Genomic DNA, 20084 nt, shown 5'->3' on the forward strand with positions numbered 1-20084 from the left:
GCCTGCGCCACGACGGGCGGTCATGGCGCGATTGTGGCACAACCCCGCGGCCGGCTGGCGCTCAGGCGACCGAGCGTTCCCCCATGGCCATGCCGGCGCGGCGCGGACGCGCGCCGTAGCGCGCCAAGGCCAGGTCGTCGGCCCGGATCGCGGGCCGCTGCCCGGTGACCAGGTCGGCCACCAGCTTGCCGGAACCGCAGGCCATGGTCCAGCCCAGGGTGCCGTGGCCGGTGTTGAGGAACAGGTTGCCATAGCGGGTGGCGCCGACGATGGGCGTGCTGTCGGGCGTCATGGGCCGCAGGCCGGTCCAGAATTCGGCGTTGGCCACGTCGCCGCAGCCGGGGTAGAGGTCGTTGACGACGTGCTCGAGCGTGCGGCGGCGCGCCGGGTTCAGGCGCAGGTCGAAGCCGGCCAGCTCGGCCATGCCGCCCACCCGGATGCGGTTGTCGAAACGCGTCACCGCCACCTTGTAGGTTTCGTCCAGCACCGTGGAGACCGGCGCCGCGTCGGCATCGGTCAGCGGAATCGTGAGCGAATAGCCCTTCACCGGATAGACCGGCAGATCCAGTCCGAGGGGAGCCAGGAAGCCGCGCGTATAGCTGCCGAAGGCGGCGACATAGCGGTCCGCGGACAGCGACTCGCTCCCCACCTGCACGCCGACGACTTCGCCGCCGCGCGTCTGCAGGCCGTCCACCGGCTGGCCATAGCGGAACTCCACCCCCAGCCCGGCCGCCAATTGCGCCAGGCGGCGCGTGAACAGGCGGCAATCGCCGGTTTCGTCGTTGGGCAGGCGCAGGCCGCCGGCCAGCTTGTGGGCGGTGCGCCCCAGCGCCGGCTCGGCCATCTGCAGGCGGGCACGATCGAGCAGTTCGTAGGGCACGCCGTTGGCTTCCAGCACCTCGATGTCGCGCTGCGCGGCCTCGTACTGGGCCTGGGTGCGGAACAGCTGCAGGGTGCCGCGGGCGCGTTCTTCATACTGGATGCCGGTGTCGGCGCGCAAGGCGCGCAGGCAGTCGCGGCTGTATTCGGCCAGGCGCAGCATGCGCTCCTTGTTGACGGCGTAGCGGTCCGCCGGGCAATTGGCCAGCATGGCGGCCATCCAGCGCCATTGGAACAGGCTGCCGTCCGGCCGGATGGCCAGCGGCGCATCCTTCTGGAACAGCCACTTCAAGGCCTTGAGCGGGATGCCGGGCGCCGCCCAGGGGGTCGAATAGCCGGGCGAGACCTGGCCGGCGTTGGCGTAGCTGGTCTCGCAGGCCGCCTCGGGCTGGCGGTCCAGCACGGTGACCTTGGCGCCCTGGCGAGCCAGGTAGTAGGCGGTGGTCGTGCCGATCACGCCGCCGCCCAGGACGATGACATGCATGAGAATTCCCCGTCTTGGACTAGTCATATGGGTAATTGAATAGTCTAGAAGCGGTGCGGCAGTGAAAAGCACTAAAATCGCCCTTTCCAATCCACTTTTCGACTGGCGGCGCCCCTCGTAGCGGCCTCCAGGAGTGAAATGCGCGAACTCGACCGCATCGACCTGAAAATCCTCGACATCCTGCAGCGCGACGGGCGGATCTCCATCACCGATCTGGCCGAGCGCATCAACCTGTCGGCCACGCCCTGTTCCGAGCGCGTCAAGCGCCTGGAACGCGAAGGCGTCATCGCCGGGTATCATGCGCGGGTCAATCCGGCGGCCCTGGGCCGAAACTTGCTGGTGTTCCTCGAAATCAAGCTGTCGGCCAAGTCGGGCGACGTTTTCGACAAGGTCAAGCAGGAACTGCTGTACGTGCCGGAGGTCATGGAATGCCACCTGGTGTCGGGCGATTTCGACTACCTGGTCAAGGCCCGGCTGACGGAAATGAACGAGTACCGCCGGCTGCTGGGCGAGATCCTCAAGCGCCTGCCGGCCTCGGCGGAATCGCGCAGCTACGTGGTGATGGAAGAAATCAAGGAAACCCTGTACCTGCCCACCGCCGGGCACTAGGGTCCCATACCCCCTCGCGCGACGCCGCATTGCAACGCCCGGCTGCTATGCTCCGGGTGCCGGCCCGATGGCGGCCGGACGCGCGGCGCCGCGCTCGCCTTACCGGAGAATCTTTCCGATGACTCGCTTGTACCGTTATTTTTTTCGCGGGCTGATCACCGTCCTGCCGATCGCGCTGACGATCTATGTGCTGTTCCTTTTCCTGTCCTGGACCGAGCGGGTCGCGCTGGCGCTGCTCAGCCCGTTCATCGGCAGCTTCTACATCCCCGGCATGGGGCTGCTGCTGGGTATCCTGGGCATCCTGCTGATCGGCTACCTGGTCTCCAAGGAGCGGGTGCAGCGCATCTTCCATCTGGTCGAGATGCCGTTCACCAACCTGCCGGTAGTCAAGAGCATCTATTCATCCCTCAAGAGCTTCGCCGATTATTTCTCGCCCAGCGCCAAGACCGACACCCAGCACGTGGTGGTGCTGCGCATGCCGGGCCAGCCGCTGGAACTGGTCGGCCTGATCACGCGGCGCGGCACCGAGGGGCTGCCGGAAGGCTTCCTGCCCGGCGAACGGGTCGCCGTCTACCTGCCGATGGGCTACATGATCGGTGGCTACACGGTCTTCGTGCCGGCCGATTGGGTGCACCCCATCGACATGTCGGTCGAGGAGGCCATGCGCGCCTCGCTGATCGCCTGGATGGCGCGCGCGCAGGATGCCCCGGCGGCGGTGCGCGCCGCCCCGCCGCGCCCGCCGGCGCCGCCGGCCCCGCCCGCGACACCGGGCGGCGCGCCATCGGGGCCGTCCGCGCCGCCGGCCGGCGATCCGCCGCCTCCCGCCGGCACGCCGGCCGCCTGACGTCCATCAACGGTATCGGGACTGCCCATGAAATTCATGGCCAAGAATTCGCTGTTCGGCATTCTGCTGCGCTCGCGCTGGTGGATCAGCCTGCTGGTGGCCGCGGCGCTGGTGGTGGTCGGCTTCGCCGCCCTGCCGCCGGCCTACGCGCCGTTCCCGGTATTCGCCGCGATTCCGTTCGTGGCCATCGCCGGCATCGCCGCCTGGAAGCAACGCGGCAAGCCCTCCCGGGCGCGCGTCGAACAGACCGCGGCTGCGCTCGCCGGCATGCCCTGGCCCGCCTTCGCCGCCACCCTGGAGGCGGCGCTGCGCCGCGACGGCTGCGAAGTCAGGCGGCTGGATGGCGCGGCGGCCGACTTCGAGGCGACGCGCGCCGGCAGCGGCCGCGCCCTGGTAGCGGCGCGCCGCTGGAAAGCCGCCCATGTGGGCGTCGAACCCTTGCAGCGCCTGGAAGCGGCGCGCGCCAAGGCGGGAGCCGGCGAGAGCATCTACGTCGCCCTGGGTGAAATCTCCGCCGCGGCGCACGCCTATGCCGGCCGCCACAACATCCGTTTCATGGATGCCGAGGCGCTGGCCCGGCTGCTGCCGCCGGGGGCTATGCAAACCGCGCCGCGGCAGTAGAATCTGGCGCCTGACGGCGCGCGTTGTCCCCGGCCCCCGGGCGCGCACCGGTTTGCGGAGCCGACGCATGCCCTCACCCGAACCGCCACGCCAGCCCGCCTCGCGGCAGGGCATCCGCATCGCCGCGCCCGACCCGGCCGGCTTGCGCACGCAATGCCGGGCCGCGCATGACTACCTGGCCTCGCTGGGCCTGGAAGCTCATCTGGTGGCCCGCCCGGATGGCCCGCAAGCCATGCACTTCGAGGCCTCCCGCGCCCTGCTCGCCCTGGCGTCGGACCGCGACACCACCGGGCTGCACGCCGCGCTGGGCCTGGACACCGAGGCCGGCGGCGATGACCTGGCGCGCGAAATCATCCTGGCCATGCTGCTGGGACCAGTGGCCTTCCCCTTCCCCGACGCCGCCGAACTGCGCAGCGCCGTGCGCATCCGCCAACATATCGTGCGGGCGGCGCGCCGCACCGCGCTGGCGTTCGACACCGAACACGCCGAGCGCCCGGCCGGCTATTGGCGCTACGACGAGGCGCGCGGCTTCACCATCGAGCCGGGCGTGTCGCTGATCGAGGCCCTGCAGCTGGCCACCCAGCCGCAGGCCTCCGGCAAGCTCTACTCCTTCTCGTGCTATCGCGCCACCGAATACGTGACGCTGCTGGGCATCGCCCAGGAGCTGCGCGACGCCCATCCGGCGCTGTACGCGCGCCTGCAGCGGCAATGGGAAACGCGCGCCATCATGTCGGGCCAGTTCCACGAGGTGTTCCTGCGCGAGTACGGGTCGCTCGAACAGCCCCTGCCGCCGCGCTACTACGTGCCGGGCGACCGCCTCTGGTTCCGCAACCCCGATGCGCACTCGTCCAATGTCGAGGGCTACGAGGGCTCATGGCTGTTCTACCTGGGCGGCGGCCTGTTCAATAATTTCTGGAAGCGCGACCAGCCGTATACGCTCACCGCGAAATGCGTCGAGATCTACCATTGGCGGGACGGCGCGCGGCACGATGCGCGCGGGCGCCTGATACTGGACGAGGCCATCGTCGAGGAACGCGTGGCCCGCACCCTGCAAGACCCGGCGGCGGTGCAGGCCGTGCTGGCCCGCATGCTGCGCCGGCGCGACCCGCAAGGAGTCTACGCCGACGGCGGCTGCATCGACGCCACGCGGGAATGCGCGCGCTGGGTCCTGCCCGGCACGGCGCAGATCGAGCTGCCGGACGCCGCTTGAGCCGCGGCATGAGCCGGGCATGCCTCGAAGCGAGGTTGCCCGGCATCCTGCCCGATCGGGCAGGCGCCGGCACGCTCCGGCCGCGCGACTAGCGCACCTTGCCTTCCTTCCACGCCTGCAACAGCTTGTCGTAGGGAATCGTCTGGCCCTGCGGCTTCTCGTTGGCCAGCTTCTTCCACGGCGCGTGCTCGTCCGACAGCCACTTGGACGGGTCGCTCTTCTTGTTCAGCTTGGGCGCGCACTGCGCCATGCCGGCCCGTTCCAGGCGCGCCATGACCCGGTCCATCTCCTCGGCCAGATTGTCCATGGCCTGCTGCGGCGTCTGCTCGCCTGTGACCGCGGTCGCCACGTTCTTCCACCACAGCTGGGCCAGCTTGGGATAGTCGGGCACATTGTTGCCGGTCGGGGTCCAGGCGACCCGCGCTGGGCTGCGGTAGAACTCGATCAGGCCGCCATAGCGGTCGGCGTTCTTGGTGAAGTAGTCGCTGTGGATGTCGCTGTCGCGGATGAACGTCAAGCCGGTGATGGACTTCTTCAGCGACACGGTCTTGGACGTGACGAACTGCGCGTACAGCCAGGCGCCGGCCAGGCGGTTCGGGTCGGTGGACTTGAAGAACGTCCATGAGCCCACGTCCTGGTAGCCGTTCTGCATGCCATCCTTCCAGTACGGTCCATAGGGCGACGGCGCCATGCGCCATTTGGGCGTGCCGTCCTCGTTGACCACCGGCAGGCCCTTCTTGGTCATGTCGGCGGTGAAGGCGGTGTACCAGAAGATCTGTTGGGCGATGTGCCCCTGCGCCGGCACCGGCCCGGACTCGGAGAACGTCATGCCCATGGCCTGCGGCGGCGCGTACTTCTTCATCCAGTCGATGTACTTGGTCAGCGCATACACGGCCGCCGGGCTGTTGGTGGCGCCGCCGCGCTCGACCGAGGCGCCCACCGGCGTGCACTTGTCGTCGGCCACGCGAATGCCCCATTCGTCCACCGGCATGCCGTTGGGCAGCCCCTTGTCGGCCGCGCCGGCCATCGACAGCCAGGCATCGGTGAAGCGCCAGCCCAGCGACGGGTCCTTCTTGCCGTAGTCCATGTGGCCGTAAACTTTCTTGCCGTCGAGCTCCTTCACGTCATTGGTGAAGAAATCGGCAATGTCCTCGTAGGCCGACCAGTTGGTGGGCACGCCCAGTTCATAGCCATACTTGGCCTTGAACTTGTCGCGCAGGTCCTGGCGGGCGAACCAGTCGGCGCGGAACCAGTAGACGTTGGCGAACTGCTGGTCGGGCAGCTGGTACAGCTTGCCGTCCGGCGCGGTGGTGAACTTGGTGCCGATGAAATCCTTCAGGTCCAGGTCGGGGTTGGTCCACTCCTTGCCGGCGCCGGCGATGTAATCCGACAACGGCAGGATGGCGCCGTAGCGGTAGTGGGTGCCGATCAGGTCCGAATCGGAGATCCAGCCGTCGTAAATGGACTTGCCCGACTGCATCGACGTCTGCAGCTTCTCGACCACGTCGCCTTCCTGGATCAGGTCGTGATTGACCTTGATGCCGGTGATTTCCGTGAAGGCGCGCGCCAGCGTCTTGGACTCGTACTCATGGGTGGTGATGGTCTCGGACACCACGTTGATCTCGGTGACGCCCTGGGCCTTGAGCTTGGCCGCCGCGTCGATGAACCACTGCATTTCCGCCATCTGCTTGTCCTTGGACAGCGACGACGGCTGGAATTCCGAATCCACCCATTTCTCGGCCTCGGGCAGACCGGCCCACGCGGCCGAGCACCCGATCAGGGCGATGGCCGCCGCCATGGCTTGCCTACGCAATTTCATGACCTATCTCCTCGATGTACCTTCCCTTCATGCTGCGGACCTGGGCCTGGGAAGATGCCGGCCGGCGGTCGTTCGGCTACAACTCTTTTTGTTTCATCCCTTGCGCATGATCCAGGCCAGCACCAGCATCGACACCGCGAAGCTGATCCAGACCGTGGGCGGGTCCTCCAGCCCGAACCAATCCATCATCTGCTCGCCCAGGCCGACATAGGCCAGGTTGACCCACGCGGCGGCCATCAGGCCGATGAACAGCCGGTCGCCGCGCGTAGTGGCAATGGGCAGGAAGCCCTTGCGCAGGCGCGTGGGCGACTTCAATTCCCAGACCGTCATGCCGGCCAGCATCAGCACGATGCAGGTAAAGAAAACCGCCACCGGCGTCGTCCATACCATCCAGTCGAACATGGCCGGCCTCCTATACGCGTCCCATCGCGAAGCCTTTCGCGATGTAGTGCCGCACGAACCAGATGACGATGCCGCCGGGCACGATGGTCAGCACCCCGGCCGCCGCCAGCACCCCCCAGTCCATGCCGGAGGCCGACACGGTGCGCGTCATGGTGGCCACGATGGGCTTGGCGTTGACCGAGGTGAGCGTGCGCGCCAGCAACAGCTCGACCCAGCTGAACATGAAGCAGAAGAACGCCGCCACGCCGACGCCCGACTTGATCAGCGGCAGGAAGATGGTCAGGAAGAAGCGCGGGAAGGAATAGCCGTCCACGTAGGCGGTCTCGTCGATCTCGCGCGGCACGCCCGACATGAACCCTTCCAGGATCCAGACCGCCAGCGGCACGTTGAACACCAGGTGCGCCAGCGCCACCGCCAGGTGCGTGTCCATCAGCCCCAGCGAACTGTAGAGCTGGAAGAACGGCAGCAGGAACACCGCCGGCGGCGTCATGCGGTTGGTCAGCAGCCAGAAGAACACGTGCTTGTCGCCGATGAACCGGTAGCGCGAGAACGCGTAGGCGGCCGGCAGGGCCACGGCCAGCGAAATCAGCGTATTGATGACGACATAGATAAGCGAATTGATGTAGCCGGAATACCAGGCCGGGTCGGTGAAAATGGTGCGGTAATGGTCGAGGGTGAATTCGCGCGGCCAGAGGCTCAGCGTGCCGACGATCTCGGTATTGGTCTTGAACGACATGTTCAGCATCCAGTACAGCGGCAGGATGGCGAACACTAGGTACAGCAGCAGGAAGGCGGCGCGCCAGGCCGAACCTCGCTTATCCATGGGAGACCTCCTCGGTGGCCGCGCCGGCGCGCTGCATCCAGTTGTACAGGATGAAGCACAGCAGCAGGATGATCAGGAAGTACACGATCGAGAACGCGGCGGCGGGCCCCAGGTCGAACTGGCCCACCGCCTTCTGCGTCAGGTATTGCGACAGGAAGGTGGTGGCGTTGCCCGGACCGCCGCCGGTCAGCACGAACGGCTCGGTGTAGATCATGAAGCTGTCCATGAAACGCAGCAATACGGCGATCATCAGCACGCCGCGCAGCTTGGGCAGCTGGATGTAGCGGAACACCGCGTAGCGCGAGGCGCCGTCGATGCGGGCGGCCTGGTAATAGGCTTCGGGGATGGCCCGCAGCCCCGCATAGCACAACAGCGCCACCAGCGGCGTCCAGTGCCAGACGTCCATGACCAGTACCGTCAGCCAGGCGTCCAGCGCGTCGCCGGTGTAGTGGTAGTCCACGCCCAGCCAGGTCAGCGCCGCGCCCATCAGGCCGATATCGGTGCGCCCGAACACCTGCCAGATGGTGCCCACGACGTTCCACGGGATCAGCAGCGACAGCGCCACCACCACCAGCGTGGCCGAGGCGCGCCAGCCCGTGGCGGGCATGCACAGGGCCAGCAGGATGCCGAGCGGGATCTCGATGGCCAGCACCGCCAGCGAGAAGCCGATCTGCCGCAACAGCGCGCCGTGCAGCTCCTCGTCCTGCAGCACCATCGCGTACCACTCGGTGCCGACGAACACGCGGCGCTCGGGCGAGATGATGTCCTGCACGGAGTAGTTGACGATGGTCATCAGCGGCAGGATCGCCGAAAAGGCCACGCAGATGACCACGGGCAGCACCAGCAGCCAGGCGCGTTGGTTGAGGGGCTTCATGAGATGCGTTCCTCGTCGCGGTAGAAGCAGGTGTGCGCGTTCAGCAGCGGCAGCCATACGACGTCGCCGACCGCGGCCGTGCTGCCGGCCGCCGCGCGGGCGCGCAGCGGCGCGCCTTCGAAGTCGCCGGTCAGCAACAGATAGGTGCCTAGGTCCTGGATGCGCGCTACGCGCACCGGCACGGCGCCCGGCGCGCCGGCGGCGCACGGCTGCAAGTACTCGGGCCGCACGCCCAGGCGCACCGGGCCGGCGGCGGCCAGCGTGTCGGCCATGGCGGCCGGCAGGCCGGACAGCCGCAGCGTACCCACCGCCAGCGCGCCGTCGCGCCATTGCGCCGGCAGGAAATTCATGCCCGGCGAGCCGATAAAATGGCCCACGAAGGTATGCGCGGGCCGCTCGAACAGGTCTTCCGGCGTGCCGACCTGCACCGCCTTGCCGCGCGACATGACCATGACCTGCTCGGCGAAGGTCAGCGCCTCGGTCTGGTCGTGCGTGACGTAGATGAGAGTCAGCTTGAGCTCGTGGTGGATCTCTTTCAGTTTGCGCCGCAACTGCCACTTCAGGTGCGGATCGATCACCGTCAGCGGCTCGTCGAACAGCACGGCGGACACATCGTCGCGCACCAGGCCGCGGCCCAGCGAGATTTTCTGCTTGGCATCGGCCGACAGTCCGCTGGCGCGCCGGTCCAGCAGGGCCGACATGTCCAGCATTTCCGCGATGCGCCCCACCCGCTCGCGCGCCTGGGCCGCCGGGACGCCGCGGTTGCGCAGCGGAAATGCCAGGTTCTGGGCCACCGTCATGGTGTCGTACACCACCGGGAACTGGAACACCTGGGCAATGTTGCGCTGCTGCGGCGTCAGGCCGGTGACGTCGCGGCCGTCGAACAGGATGCGTCCTTGTGAAGGGCGCAACAGGCCGGATATGCAGTTCAGCAGGGTCGTCTTGCCGCAGCCCGACGGCCCCAGTAGCGCATAGGCGCCGCCATCGCGAAAGGTGAAACGCAACGGCAGCAGCGCGTAATCGTCCTCCGATGCGGGCCGGCTGAGGTAGGAATGGGCCAGGTCGAGCTCGATCGCCGCCATCAGGCCACCTCCGCCGTGCGCCCGGCGGCCAGCAGGGCCCCCGCGGCGTCGAAGGCGTACAGGCTGGCCGGGTCGAAATACAGCGTCAGGCGGTCTTCCAGCGCGTAGCGGTGCACGCCCGGCAACTGGGCCACCACCGGCCCCGCCGCGGTCTCCGCGTGCACGAAGGTGTCGGACCCCGAGATCTCGGCCAGTTTGACGGCGCCGGGCAGCGCCACCCGTCCGGCGCCCGGCGCGATGCCGAAAGCCCCGGCCCGCAGGCCCGCCGTGATGCGCGCCTCGCCGTCGCCATCCGGCAGGGCGCGGGCCGCCGCCACCCCGCCCTCCAGCACGATGCCGCCGGCCTGGCGCCTGGCCGCGAACAGGTTCATGGGCGGATCGCTGAAGGCCCGCGCCACCCGCAGCGAGGCGGGCCGATGGAACACTTCGGCCGCCGGACCGTATTGCAGCAGCTCGCCCGCGTCCATGACGGCGGTATAGCCGCCCAGCAGCAGCGCCTCGGCGGGTTCGGTGGTGGCGTAGACCACCGTGGAGCGGCCGTCGGCGAACAGGCCGGCCAGCTCGTCGCGCAGTTCCTCGCGCAGCTTGTAGTCCAGGTTCACCAGCGGCTCGTCGAGCAGCACCAGCGGCGCGTTCTTGGCCAGCGCGCGCGCCAGCGCCACGCGCTGCTGCTGGCCGCCGGACAGCTCGGCCGGATAGCGGTCCAGCAGGTGGCCGATGTGCAGGCGCCCCGCCATCGCCCGCACGCGCGCGTCGATGTCGCTGGCGCCGCCCAGCTTCAGCGGCGAAGCGATGTTGTCGTACACCGACATCGAGGGATAGTTGATGAACTGCTGGTAGACCATCGCCACATTGCGGCGCCGCACCGGCACGCCGGTCACGTCCGTCCCGTCGACCCGCACGCTGCCCTCGGTGGGACGGTCCAGGCCGGCCATGATGCGCAGCAGCGAGGTCTTGCCCGCCAGGGTGGCGCCCAGCAGCACCGTCATGGCGCCGGCCACGGGAGCCAGACTGAGCGGGTACAGATAAGACTGCGACCCGACCTGCAGGGCGATTCTGTCCAGCGTCAACTGCATCGTTCTCCTCCGGGTGGGCGGATGCACTCGCTTTCGTTGTTTTTTTGCTTTTTTGCGTTTTACCCAACAAGCGAAAGAAAAACAATCTTGCAGCGCGTCATTATTTTTCGCTTTTGTTGTTTTATGATGCGAATATGACATTGAACCCTCGACAAAGCGCGCTCGTGGAAATGGTCCGTTCCCAGGGCTCGGCCACCATCGAGGCCCTGGCCCGGCATTTCGACGTCACCCTGCAGACGGTGCGGCGCGACGTCAACCTGCTGGCCGAGGCCGGGCTGTTGTCGCGCTTTCACGGCGGGGTGCGCATCGAAGCCTCCACCATCGAGAACATCGCCTACCGCAAGCGCCAGGGGCTGCACGCCGAGGCCAAGCAGCGCATCGCCCAGGCCGTGGCGCGCGCCGTGCCGGACGGCTGCTCGCTGATCCTCAACATCGGCACCACCACCGAGGCCATCGCGCGGGCGCTGCTGCGCCACCGCGGCCTGCGGGTCATCACCAACAACCTGCATGTGGCCGACATCCTGTCGGACAACCCCGATTGCGAAGTCATCGTGGCCGGCGGCGTGGTGCGGCCGCGCGACCGCGGCATCGTCGGCGAGGCCACCGTGGACTTCATCCGCCAATTCAAGGTCGACATCGGCCTGATCGGCATCTCGGGCATCGAGGCCGACGGCACGCTGCGCGACTACGACTTCCGCGAGGTGCGCGTGGCGCGCAGCATCATCGAACAGTCGCGCGAAGTGTGGCTGGCCGCCGACAGCAGCAAATTCCAGCGCCAGGCCATGGTCGAGCTGGCGCACATCTCGCAGATCGACCGTTTCTTCACCGACGCGTATCCGCAAGAACCCCTGGCGCAAGTCCTGCAAGAGTCCGGCGTGCGCTGCGAGATCGCGGCGGCCGAGGCCGGCGCCGAATCCGCCGAGGGCTGAGCCTGTCCCGTTTCCTTTGCCGGTCCGACATCACGCCGCCATGACCCCTGTCCCCACCTCCGTTCTCCCGCCCAGCCGCGCCGCGCTGCTCGAGGCCCTGCAAGACCCCGCCCCGTGGGACGTGGTCGTCATCGGCGGCGGCGCCACCGGCCTGGGCACGGCCGTCGACGCCGCGGCGCGCGGCTACCGGACGCTGCTGATCGAGGCCGACGACTTCGCCAAGGGAACCTCCAGCAAGGCCACCAAGCTGGTGCACGGCGGCGTGCGCTACCTGGCCCAGGGCAATATCAGCCTGGTGCGCGAAGCCTTGCATGAGCGCGGCCTGCTCAACCGCAACGCGCCGCACCTGGTGTGGCCGCTGGGCTTCGTGGTGCCGGCGTACGGCCTGCTCGACCAGCCGTTCTACGGCGTCGGGCTGAAGATGTACGACATGCTGGCCGGCCGGCTCAACCTGGCTCCCAGCCGCTGGCTGTCGCGCGCCGAAACCCTGGCGCAGGCCGCCACCGTGGCGCCCTCGGTGGGCGGACGGACCCTGCGCGGCGGCGTGCTGTATTACGACGGGCAATTCGACGACGCGCGCCTGGCGGTAGCCTTGATGCGCACGCTGTTCGACCTGGGCGGCACGGCCGTCAACTACGTGCGCGCCACCGGCCTGACCCGCGACGAGCGCGGCGCCGTTGGCGGCGTGCTGGTGCAGGACGCGCTGGGCGGCGGCCAGTACGCCGTGCGGGCGCGTTGCGTGGTCAATGCCACCGGCGTCTGGGTCGACAGCGTGCGCCGCATGGATGACGCGCAGGCGCAGACCATGGTCGCGCCCAGCCAGGGCGTGCACCTGACGCTGCCGCGCGACTTCCTGCCGGGCGACAAGGCCATACTCATCCCCAAGACCGACGACGGCCGCGTGCTGTTCGTGGTGCCCTGGAACGGCCGCACCATCGTCGGCACCACCGATACGCCGCGCGACGACCTGCCGCTGGACCCGCCGGCCCTGCCGGCCGAGGTCGATTTCATCCTGTCCACCGCCACCCGCTACCTGAGCCGCAAGCCCACGCGCGCCGACGTCACCAGCGTATGGGCCGGCCTGCGGCCGCTGGTCAAGGCGACCGGCGAGGCTGCCACCAAGACCCTGTCGCGCGAGCACACCATCGTGGTGTCGCGCGGCGGGCTGGTCACCGTGACCGGCGGCAAATGGACCACCTATCGCCGCATGGCGCAAGACGTGATCGATACCGCCATCCAGCGCCAATTGCTGCCGCAGGCGCACTGCCGCACCGCCGACCTGCCCCTGCACGGCGCGCCGGCGCCGGGCGCGCCGGCGGCCGCCCCGCAAGGCACGCCCGACAGCTACTACGGCACCGACCTGCCGGCATTGCGCGCCCTGCCCGGCCACGAACGCGTGCTGGTGCCGGCCAGCGGGCTCACGGAAGCCCACGTGCGCTTCGCCGCGCGCCATGAACTGGCCCGCAGCGCCGAGGACGTACTGGCGCGGCGCAATCGCGCACTGTTCCTCGACAGCGAGGCGGCCATCCGCGCCGCGCCCGAGGTGGCCCGCATCCTGGCCGAAGAACTGGACCTGGACGCCGACTGGCAACGCGCCACCCTGGCGAGCTTCGAACACAACGCGGCGCATTACCGGCTGGCCTGAGCCGCGAAACTGCGACGCTGCGGCGGCGAAATTGCAACAGGCGCTTTTAATTAATTAAATCATTAATTAGAATGCGCACATGAACGCCGCCATCTCCACTTCCCGCAAGCTCGGCCGTCCGGCCCGCCCCGCCAGCGCCGACGGCCGCGACGCCATGCTGGACGTCGCCACGGCATTGTTCGCCTCGCAAGGCGTGGCCGCCACCACCATCGCCCACATTGCCGCGGGCGCCGGCGTCACCTCCGCAATGGTGCACTACTACTTCAAGAACCGCGAACAGCTCATCGACGTGGTGGTTGCCGAGCGCCTGGCGCCGGTCATCGCCTATGTGTGGGCCCCCGCCGTCGCCCAGGCGGCCGCCGGCGACGCCGCTCCGGCCGACCCCCACGCCATGGTGGCGCGGGTCGTGCAGCGCATCGTCCAGTGCGCCTCCGAGCGCCCGTGGCTGGCGCCCCTCTGGATGCGTGAAGTGGTCAACGCGGGGGGGCAGTTGCGCGAGCGGGTGTTCCGCCAGTTGCCGTTCGACCACCTGCATGCCTTTGCGGCCCAGATTGCGCAGGCCCAGCACGCCGGCGCGGTGAATCCGCATGTCGAGCCGCGCCTGGTATTCCTGTCGGTGCTGGGCATGACCTTGGTGCCGCTGGCCACTGCCGACCTGTGGCAGCGCATCTGGGCCGATGACGGCGCCGCCGCCGGACTCCAGCCCGACACCATCGCGACGCACGCCATCGCCATTCTGTCGGGCGGCCTGTTGCCGCCCTCCTCTTCCACCCGGCGGCGCCCTGCGCGCCGCTCCCCGTCCCGGCCAGGATCCTGACGCCATGCCCGTCCGCCTTCCGCTTCCCGGTTTCCCCGCGCGGCGCCGCGCCTTGGCCGCCTGGTGCCTGCCCTTGCTGCTGCTGGCCGCCTGCGGCAAGAACGAGCAGCCGTTCTACCAGGGCTATGTCGAGGGCGAATTCGTTTATATGGCGGCCTCGCAGGCGGGCCGCCTGCAGACGCTGCACGTTGCCCGCGGGCAGCAGGTGCAGGCGGGCGCGCCGCTATTCGAACTCGAAGCCGATCCCGAGGCCGAAGCCCAGCGCGAGGCCCGGGCCCGCCTGGCCGCGGCGCAGGCCCAGTTGCGCGACCTGGACACCGGCCAGCGGCCGCCCGAAATCGAAGTCGTGCGCGCCCAACTGGTGCAAGCCGAGGCCGAAGCCCAGCGCGCCGCCGCACAGCTGGCGCGCGACCGCGTGCAGTTCCAGGCCGGCGGCATCGCCCGGGCGCAGTTGGACGACAGCCGCGCCCAGGCCCGTGCGAGCGCCGCGCGCGTGCGCGAACTGCGCGCCCGGCTCGACGTCGCCGAGCTGCCCGGCCGCGACCAGCAGCGCCAGGCCCAGCAAGCGCAGGTCGAAGCGGCGCGCGCCGCGCTGGCGCAGGCCGATTGGGCGCTGGCGCAAAAGCAGGTGGCCGCGGCCGCCGCGGGCCGCGTCTTCGATACCATGTACCGGGCGGGCGAATGGGTGCCCGCCGGCAGCCCGGTAGTCCGCCTGCTGCCGCCCGGCAACATCAAGCTGCGCTTTTTCGTGCCCGAGACGGCGCTGGGCGCGCTGCATCCCGGCGACCGGGTCAGCGTGCGCTGCGATGCCTGCGGCGAGGCGGTGCCCGCCGCCATCACCTATGTGTCCGAACAGGCCGAATACACGCCTCCGGTCATCTACAGCCGCGACAGCCGCGGCAAGCTGGTCTACATGATCGAGGCGCACCCGGCGCCGCAGGACGCGGCGCGGCTGCACCCGGGCCAGCCCGTCGAGGTTGTGCTGCCATGAGCCGGCCCGACAGCGCCGAGCTGGTCATCGACGTGCATGGCCTGAACAAGCACTTCGGCGACAAGCACGTGGTCAACGACGTGTCGCTGCAAGTGCGGCGCGGCGAAATCTACGGTTTCCTGGGCCCCAACGGCAGCGGCAAGACGACCTGCATCCGGCTCATGTGCGGCCTGCTCACGCCCGACTCCGGCAGCGGCACCTGCCTGGGCTACGACATCCGCACTCAGAGCGCCGACATCAAGCGCCACGTAGGCTACATGACGCAGAAGTTCTCGTACTGGGAAGACCTCACCATCCGCGAGAATCTCGATTTCGTGGCGCGCATGTACGAAATGCCCGACCGCCGCCAGGTGGTGGAACAGGCGCTCGAGGGATTGGGGCTGCAGAGCCGCGCCGACCAGCTCACCGGCGCCCTCTCGGGCGGCTGGAAGCAGCGGCTGGCGCTGGCCGCCTGCCTGCTGCACGAGCCGCAACTGCTGCTGCTGGACGAGCCCACCGCCGGCGTCGACCCGACCGCGCGGCGCGATTTCTGGGAAGAACTGCACGCCCTGGCCGCGCGCGGCATCTCGGTGCTGGTCAGCACCCACTACATGGACGAGGCCGAACGCTGCCACAAGCTGGCCTACCTGGCCTACGGCCGCCTGCTGACACAGGGCACCGCCGAAAGCGTCACCGCCGAGCAGGGGCTGGCCACCTGGGCGATCCATGGCAATGACCTGGTCTCGCTGGGGCAGCGCCTGCGCGGCAGCCCCGGGGTCGACCAGACCGTCGCCTTCGGCTCGGCGCTGCATGTCAGCGGCACGGACCACGCGCAGCTCGAACGCACGCTGCGCGAAGCGGTGCAAGGCTCCGGCCTGCGGCTCGAACCGATCGACACCAGCCTGGAAGACGTATTCATCTACCTGATGAACCGCTCCACCGACAACTACGGGAGCCGGCCATGACGGCGCGCGAGCGGCGCTTTTCCTGGATGCGCTGGTGGAGCATGGTGCTCAAGGAGTTCCTGCAGCTGCGGCGCGACCGCATCACCTTCGGCATGATCGTCGGCATCCCCATCATGGAGCTGGCGCTGTTCGGCTATGCCATCAATACCGATCCGAAACAGATGCCCACCGCCGTGATCGTGTCCGACCACAGCGAGTTCACGCGCACCTTTGTCTCGGCCATGAAGGCGTCGGATTACTTCAATATCGTCGAGGAACTGCCCGACGAGGAAGCCGGCCGCGCCGCGCTGGCCCAGGGCCGCGTGCTGTTCGTGCTGACCATCCCGCCCGACTTCACGCGCAGCCTGCTGCGCGGCGAACGCCCGGCGCTGCTGATCGAGGCCGACGCCACCGACCCCATGGCCACCGGCATGGCGGTCAGCGCCGCCGCCCAACTCGGCCAGACCGTGGCGCGCAAGGACCTGACCGGACCGCTGGCGCACTTGGCGGGCGGGCAGCCGCCCTTCGAGGTGCGTGTGCACCGCCTGTACAACGAAGAGCAGATCGCCCAGTACAACACCGTGCCCGGTCTGATGGGCGTGATCCTCAGCATGACCCTGGTCATGATGACCGGCCTGGCCATGACGCGCGAACGCGAGCGCGGCACCATGGAAAACCTGCTGTCCACCCCGGTACGGCCGCTGGAGGTCATGACGGGCAAGATCGTGCCCTACATCGCCATCGGCCTGCTGCAGGCCACCATCATCCTGCTGGCGGCGCGCTATGTATTCAACGTGCCGTTCATGGGCAGCCTGCTGGCGGTGTACCTGGCGGCGCTGCTGTTCGTGGCGGCCAACCTGACGGTCGGCATCACGCTGTCGTCGCTGGCGCAGAACCAGCTGCAGGCCATGCAGCTGACCATGTTCTATTTCCTGCCCAACATCCTGCTGTCGGGGTTCATGTTTCCGTTCCAGGGCATGCCCCTGTGGGCCCAGCACCTGGGCAACCTGCTGCCGCTCACGTACTTCAATCGCCTGATCCGCGGAATCCTGCTCAAGGGCAATGGCTGGACCGACCTGTGGCCGCATGTCTGGCCGCTGCTGGTGTTCACCGTACTGATCATGGCGCTGGCCGTGAAGTTCTATCGCCGCACGCTGGACTGACATGCCGAACCGACGCTCATCATCGCGCGGGTACCGTGCGCGCGCCGCCTCCCCGGCGCTGGCCTTGCTGCTGATGCTGGGCGGCTGCGCCGTGGGACCCGATTTCGCACGCCCGCCCGCCCCGGACGCCGGCCACTACGGCGCAGCGCCCGCGCCGGCAGAGACCGCCGGCGATGCCGGCGCGCCGCCGCAACGGCTGCATGCCGGCATGGACATTCCCGCCCAGTGGTGGCGGCTCTTTCGTTCGCCCGAGCTCGACCGGCTGGTGCGCGAGGCGCTGGCCCACAGCCCCACCATCGACCAGGCCCGCGCCCGCCTGCGCGAGGCGCAGCAAATACTGGCGGCCGAAACCGGCGGCCGCACCCTGCCCTCGGTGGATGCCAACCTGTCGGCGGGCCGCCAGAAGGTCGATCCCTCTGCCTACGGCGTGCCGGTAGCCGAGCAGCCGGCGCCCTTCACGCTCTACAACGCCTCGATCGACGTGTCCTACACCCTGGATGTGTTCGGCGCCGAGCGGCGCGCGCTGGAGGGCCTGCGCGCGCAAGTCGACCTGCAGGCCCGGGAATTGCAGGCCGCGCGCATGACGCTGGCGGGCAATGTGGTCACGGCCGCCATCCGCCAGGCCGCCCTGCAAGCCCGGCTGGAAGCCGCCGAGGCCCTGCTGGAAGCCCAGGCGCGCCAGCTCGACATCATGCGCCAGCGCCAGCGCGCCGGCGGCATCGCCACCCTCGACCTGCACAACCAGGAATCGTTGCTGGCCCAGACCCGCGCCACGCTGCCCGACCTGCGGCGGCAACGCGACCGGGCGCGCCATCAACTGGCGGTCTACCTGGGCCGCCTGCCTGCCCAGGCAGACCTGGCGCTGCCCGCCTGGGCAGCATTGCAACTGCCGCTGGACGTGCCCCTGAGCGTGCCATCGCAACTGACGCGCCAGCGTCCCGACATCCTGGCCGCCGAGGCGCTATGGCACCGCGCCGCCGCCGATGTCGGCGTGGCCACCGCCAATCGCTACCCGCGTTTCACGCTGACCGGCAGTTTCGGTTCGCAGCGCACCCGGGCCGGCGACGTGGCCGACGGAGTCAACGTCTGGAGCCTGGCGCTGGGACTGACGCAGCCGCTGTTCCGCGGCGGCGAGCTGCGGGCCCGCCAGCGCGCCGCCGAGGCCGCATACGATGCCGCGGCCGCGGCCTATCGCCAGACCGTCCTGCAGGGCTTCCAGCAGGTGGCGGACGCGCTGCGCGCCGTCCAGGCCGACGCCGCCGCCTTGCAGGGGCGCGCCGAGGCGGAACGGCAGGCGCAGGCAGCCTATGCCATCGCGGCCCGCCAATACCAGGCGGGCGGCATCAGCCAGTTCGCCCTGCTCGACGCGCAGCGCGAGCAATTGCGCACCCGTGCCGAACGGATCCAGGCCCAGGCCGACCGCTATGCCGACACCGCCGCGCTGCTGCAGGCGCTGGGCGGCGGCTGGTGGAACGAGGCGCCGGAGGGCGTATCATCCTCCCGTTCGCCTTCACCGTCTTCCGCATGCCATGGATGTCTTCCTGCGACTGCAAGCCCTGCTGACTGAACACCAGATTCCCTACCGCCTGCTGCAGCACCGGCCGGCCGGCAAATCCGAAGAAGTGGCCGCCATCCGCGGCACGGCGGTCAGCCAGGGCGCCAAGGCCCTGGTGTGCCGCGTCAAGCTCACCTCCAACCTGCGCAAGCACGTGCTGGCGGTATTCCCGGCCGACAAGCAGGCCGACCTGGCGGCCATCGCCGCGGCCGCCGGCGGCAAGAAGGCCTCGCTGGCATCCCATGAACTGGCGCGCGAGCTCACCGGCTGCGAGATCGGCGCGATCCCGCCGTTTTCATTCAACCAGGACCTGTCCTTGCTGGCAGACCCGAGCCTGCGCGAGCGGCACGACGAGATCGTCTTCAACGCGGGCCGGCTCGACGCCTCCATCGTGATGCGCACCGACGATTATTTCCGCCTGGCGCAGCCGGCCCAGGCGCCGTTCGTGCATCCCTGAGGACATACCATGTGCCTTGTCGTGCTCGCCCTGCGCAGCGTCCCCGGCGTGCCGGTGCTGATCGCCGCCAATCGCGATGAATTCCACGCCCGCCCCACCCAGCCGGCGGCGCGCTGGCCCGGCCGGCCCGCCATCTATGCCGGGCGCGACTTGCGCGCCGGCGGCACCTGGATGGGCGTCGACGAACGCGGCCGCTACGCGGTGGTGACCAATTTCCGCGACCCGCTGCACATCCTGCCCGACGCCCGCTCGCGCGGCGCGCTGGTCGAAGACTACCTGCGCGGCGACGCGCCGCCCGCGGAATACATCGCCGCCGTGCACGCCGACGGCGCCCGCTACAACGGCTTCAACCTGATCGCCGGCGATGCGGACGGCGCCTGGTATTGCAGCAACCGCGACGGCACGCCGCGCGCGCTCACGGCCGGCATCTATGCCGTGTCCAACCACCTGCTGGATACCCCCTGGCCCAAGCTCGCGCGCACCAAGGCGGCATTCGCGGCCGTGCTGGGCCGCGCAACGCAGCCCGACCTGCCCGCGCTCTACGCGGCCCTGGCCGACCGCACCCCGGCCGAGGACGCCAGCCTGCCCGACACCGGCATCGGCCTGGCGCGCGAGCGCCTGCTGAGCAGCCCGTTCATCGTCAGCCCCGACTACGGCACGCGCGGCTCGACGGTGCTGGCCCTGCACGCGGACGGCCGCGGCGAACTGCACGAACGCCGCTTCGGCCCCGACGGCATGCCCGCCGGCGACAGCGACCTGGCCTTCACCTGGCGCGCCTGATCCCTGCGGTGGCGAACTTCGCCGGCGCGGACTAATCTAAAGGCAATGTCCCGCACCACGGGACCCGCCAGGCCCGGCCGCGGCCAAGCGCCGGGCTTTCC

General features: G+C 69.2%; 20 protein-coding genes. 13 read left to right on the forward strand and 7 right to left on the reverse strand.

What is annotated here, in order from left to right; all coding sequences use genetic code 11:
• Positions 1–61: 61 nt before the first annotated feature.
• Complete coding sequence (locus tag CAL24_RS12425) at positions 62–1363, reverse strand: D-amino acid dehydrogenase (RefSeq protein ID WP_094806865.1); 1302 nt, start codon at positions 1361–1363, stop codon at positions 62–64.
• A 138-nt stretch (positions 1364–1501) separates the two neighbouring features.
• Between CAL24_RS12425 and CAL24_RS12430 the strand changes: the two genes are divergently transcribed.
• The 4 genes from CAL24_RS12430 to CAL24_RS12445 all read left to right on the forward strand — a co-directional run bounded on the left by CAL24_RS12430 (position 1502) and on the right by CAL24_RS12445 (position 4647).
• Positions 1502–1972 (forward strand): winged helix-turn-helix transcriptional regulator, encoded by a 471-nt coding sequence (locus tag CAL24_RS12430; RefSeq protein ID WP_028355911.1) that lies wholly within the window; start codon positions 1502–1504, stop codon positions 1970–1972.
• Between the two features lie 118 nt (positions 1973–2090).
• On the forward strand, positions 2091–2816 hold the full coding sequence (locus tag CAL24_RS12435) for a DUF502 domain-containing protein (RefSeq protein WP_051439553.1): 726 nt from the start codon (positions 2091–2093) through the stop codon (positions 2814–2816).
• A gap of 27 nt (positions 2817–2843) precedes the next feature.
• Positions 2844–3437: a restriction endonuclease gene (locus tag CAL24_RS12440; protein ID WP_094806867.1), complete on the forward strand. Its 594-nt coding sequence runs from the start codon at positions 2844–2846 to the stop codon at positions 3435–3437.
• Between the two features lie 67 nt (positions 3438–3504).
• Positions 3505–4647: a hypothetical protein gene (locus CAL24_RS12445; RefSeq protein ID WP_094806868.1), complete on the forward strand. Its 1143-nt coding sequence runs from the start codon at positions 3505–3507 to the stop codon at positions 4645–4647.
• A gap of 88 nt (positions 4648–4735) precedes the next feature.
• Here CAL24_RS12445 and CAL24_RS12450 read toward each other — a convergent pair whose 3' ends face one another.
• From CAL24_RS12450 to CAL24_RS12475, 6 genes are all read right to left on the reverse strand, one after another.
• Complete coding sequence (locus CAL24_RS12450; protein ID WP_028355909.1) at positions 4736–6466, reverse strand: ABC transporter substrate-binding protein; 1731 nt, start codon at positions 6464–6466, stop codon at positions 4736–4738.
• A 93-nt stretch (positions 6467–6559) separates the two neighbouring features.
• Complete coding sequence (locus CAL24_RS12455) at positions 6560–6868, reverse strand: DUF2160 domain-containing protein (protein ID WP_028355908.1); 309 nt, start codon at positions 6866–6868, stop codon at positions 6560–6562.
• Positions 6869–6878: 10 nt separating this feature from the next.
• The gene (locus CAL24_RS12460; RefSeq protein WP_028355907.1) at positions 6879–7691 is read right to left on the reverse strand and encodes a carbohydrate ABC transporter permease; all 813 of its coding nucleotides are present in this window, start codon (positions 7689–7691) and stop codon (positions 6879–6881) included.
• Entirely contained in the window at positions 7684–8565 is an 882-nt protein-coding gene (locus CAL24_RS12465; protein WP_094806869.1) for a carbohydrate ABC transporter permease, read from the reverse strand. Before CAL24_RS12465 ends, CAL24_RS12460 begins: the two co-directional genes overlap by 8 nt.
• Entirely contained in the window at positions 8562–9647 is a 1086-nt protein-coding gene (locus CAL24_RS12470) for an ABC transporter ATP-binding protein (RefSeq protein WP_028355905.1), read from the reverse strand. Before CAL24_RS12470 ends, CAL24_RS12465 begins: the two co-directional genes overlap by 4 nt.
• The gene (locus CAL24_RS12475; protein ID WP_028355904.1) at positions 9647–10723 is read right to left on the reverse strand and encodes an ABC transporter ATP-binding protein; all 1077 of its coding nucleotides are present in this window, start codon (positions 10721–10723) and stop codon (positions 9647–9649) included. The genes CAL24_RS12470 and CAL24_RS12475 overlap by 1 nt, the downstream gene beginning before the upstream one ends.
• Positions 10724–10857: 134 nt before the next feature.
• Between CAL24_RS12475 and CAL24_RS12480 the strand changes: the two genes are divergently transcribed.
• The 9 genes from CAL24_RS12480 (at position 10858) to CAL24_RS12520 (ending at position 19983) form a co-directional block, all read left to right on the forward strand.
• Positions 10858–11652, forward strand: coding sequence for a DeoR/GlpR family DNA-binding transcription regulator (locus CAL24_RS12480; RefSeq protein ID WP_028355903.1), 795 nt, complete (start codon positions 10858–10860; stop codon positions 11650–11652).
• Positions 11653–11692: 40 nt separating this feature from the next.
• A complete protein-coding gene (locus tag CAL24_RS12485; protein WP_094806871.1) occupies positions 11693–13297 on the forward strand; it encodes a glycerol-3-phosphate dehydrogenase/oxidase in 1605 nt (534 codons plus the stop codon).
• Positions 13298–13376: 79 nt separating this feature from the next.
• Positions 13377–14114 (forward strand): TetR/AcrR family transcriptional regulator, encoded by a 738-nt coding sequence (locus CAL24_RS12490; RefSeq protein ID WP_094806872.1) that lies wholly within the window; start codon positions 13377–13379, stop codon positions 14112–14114.
• 4 nt (positions 14115–14118) lie between these two features.
• On the forward strand, positions 14119–15105 hold the full coding sequence (locus CAL24_RS12495; protein WP_028355900.1) for an HlyD family secretion protein: 987 nt from the start codon (positions 14119–14121) through the stop codon (positions 15103–15105).
• Positions 15102–16049: an ABC transporter ATP-binding protein gene (locus tag CAL24_RS12500; RefSeq protein ID WP_094806873.1), complete on the forward strand. Its 948-nt coding sequence runs from the start codon at positions 15102–15104 to the stop codon at positions 16047–16049. The genes CAL24_RS12495 and CAL24_RS12500 overlap by 4 nt, the downstream gene beginning before the upstream one ends.
• Positions 16046–17191, forward strand: a complete 1146-nt coding sequence (locus tag CAL24_RS12505) for an ABC transporter permease (protein ID WP_028355898.1) — start codon at positions 16046–16048, stop codon at positions 17189–17191. The genes CAL24_RS12500 and CAL24_RS12505 overlap by 4 nt, the downstream gene beginning before the upstream one ends.
• Position 17192: 1 nt before the next feature.
• Positions 17193–18758, forward strand: a complete 1566-nt coding sequence (locus tag CAL24_RS12510; protein ID WP_094806874.1) for an efflux transporter outer membrane subunit — start codon at positions 17193–17195, stop codon at positions 18756–18758.
• Positions 18721–19203, forward strand: a complete 483-nt coding sequence (locus CAL24_RS12515; RefSeq protein WP_028355897.1) for a YbaK/prolyl-tRNA synthetase associated domain-containing protein — start codon at positions 18721–18723, stop codon at positions 19201–19203. Before CAL24_RS12510 ends, CAL24_RS12515 begins: the two co-directional genes overlap by 38 nt.
• A gap of 9 nt (positions 19204–19212) precedes the next feature.
• Positions 19213–19983, forward strand: a complete 771-nt coding sequence (locus CAL24_RS12520; protein ID WP_094806875.1) for an NRDE family protein — start codon at positions 19213–19215, stop codon at positions 19981–19983.
• Positions 19984–20084 lie beyond the last annotated feature (101 nt).

Origin of the sequence: Bordetella genomosp. 2, from assembly GCF_002261345.1 — a bacterium.
Classification (GTDB): Bacteria; Pseudomonadota; Gammaproteobacteria; order Burkholderiales; family Burkholderiaceae_B; genus Bordetella_A.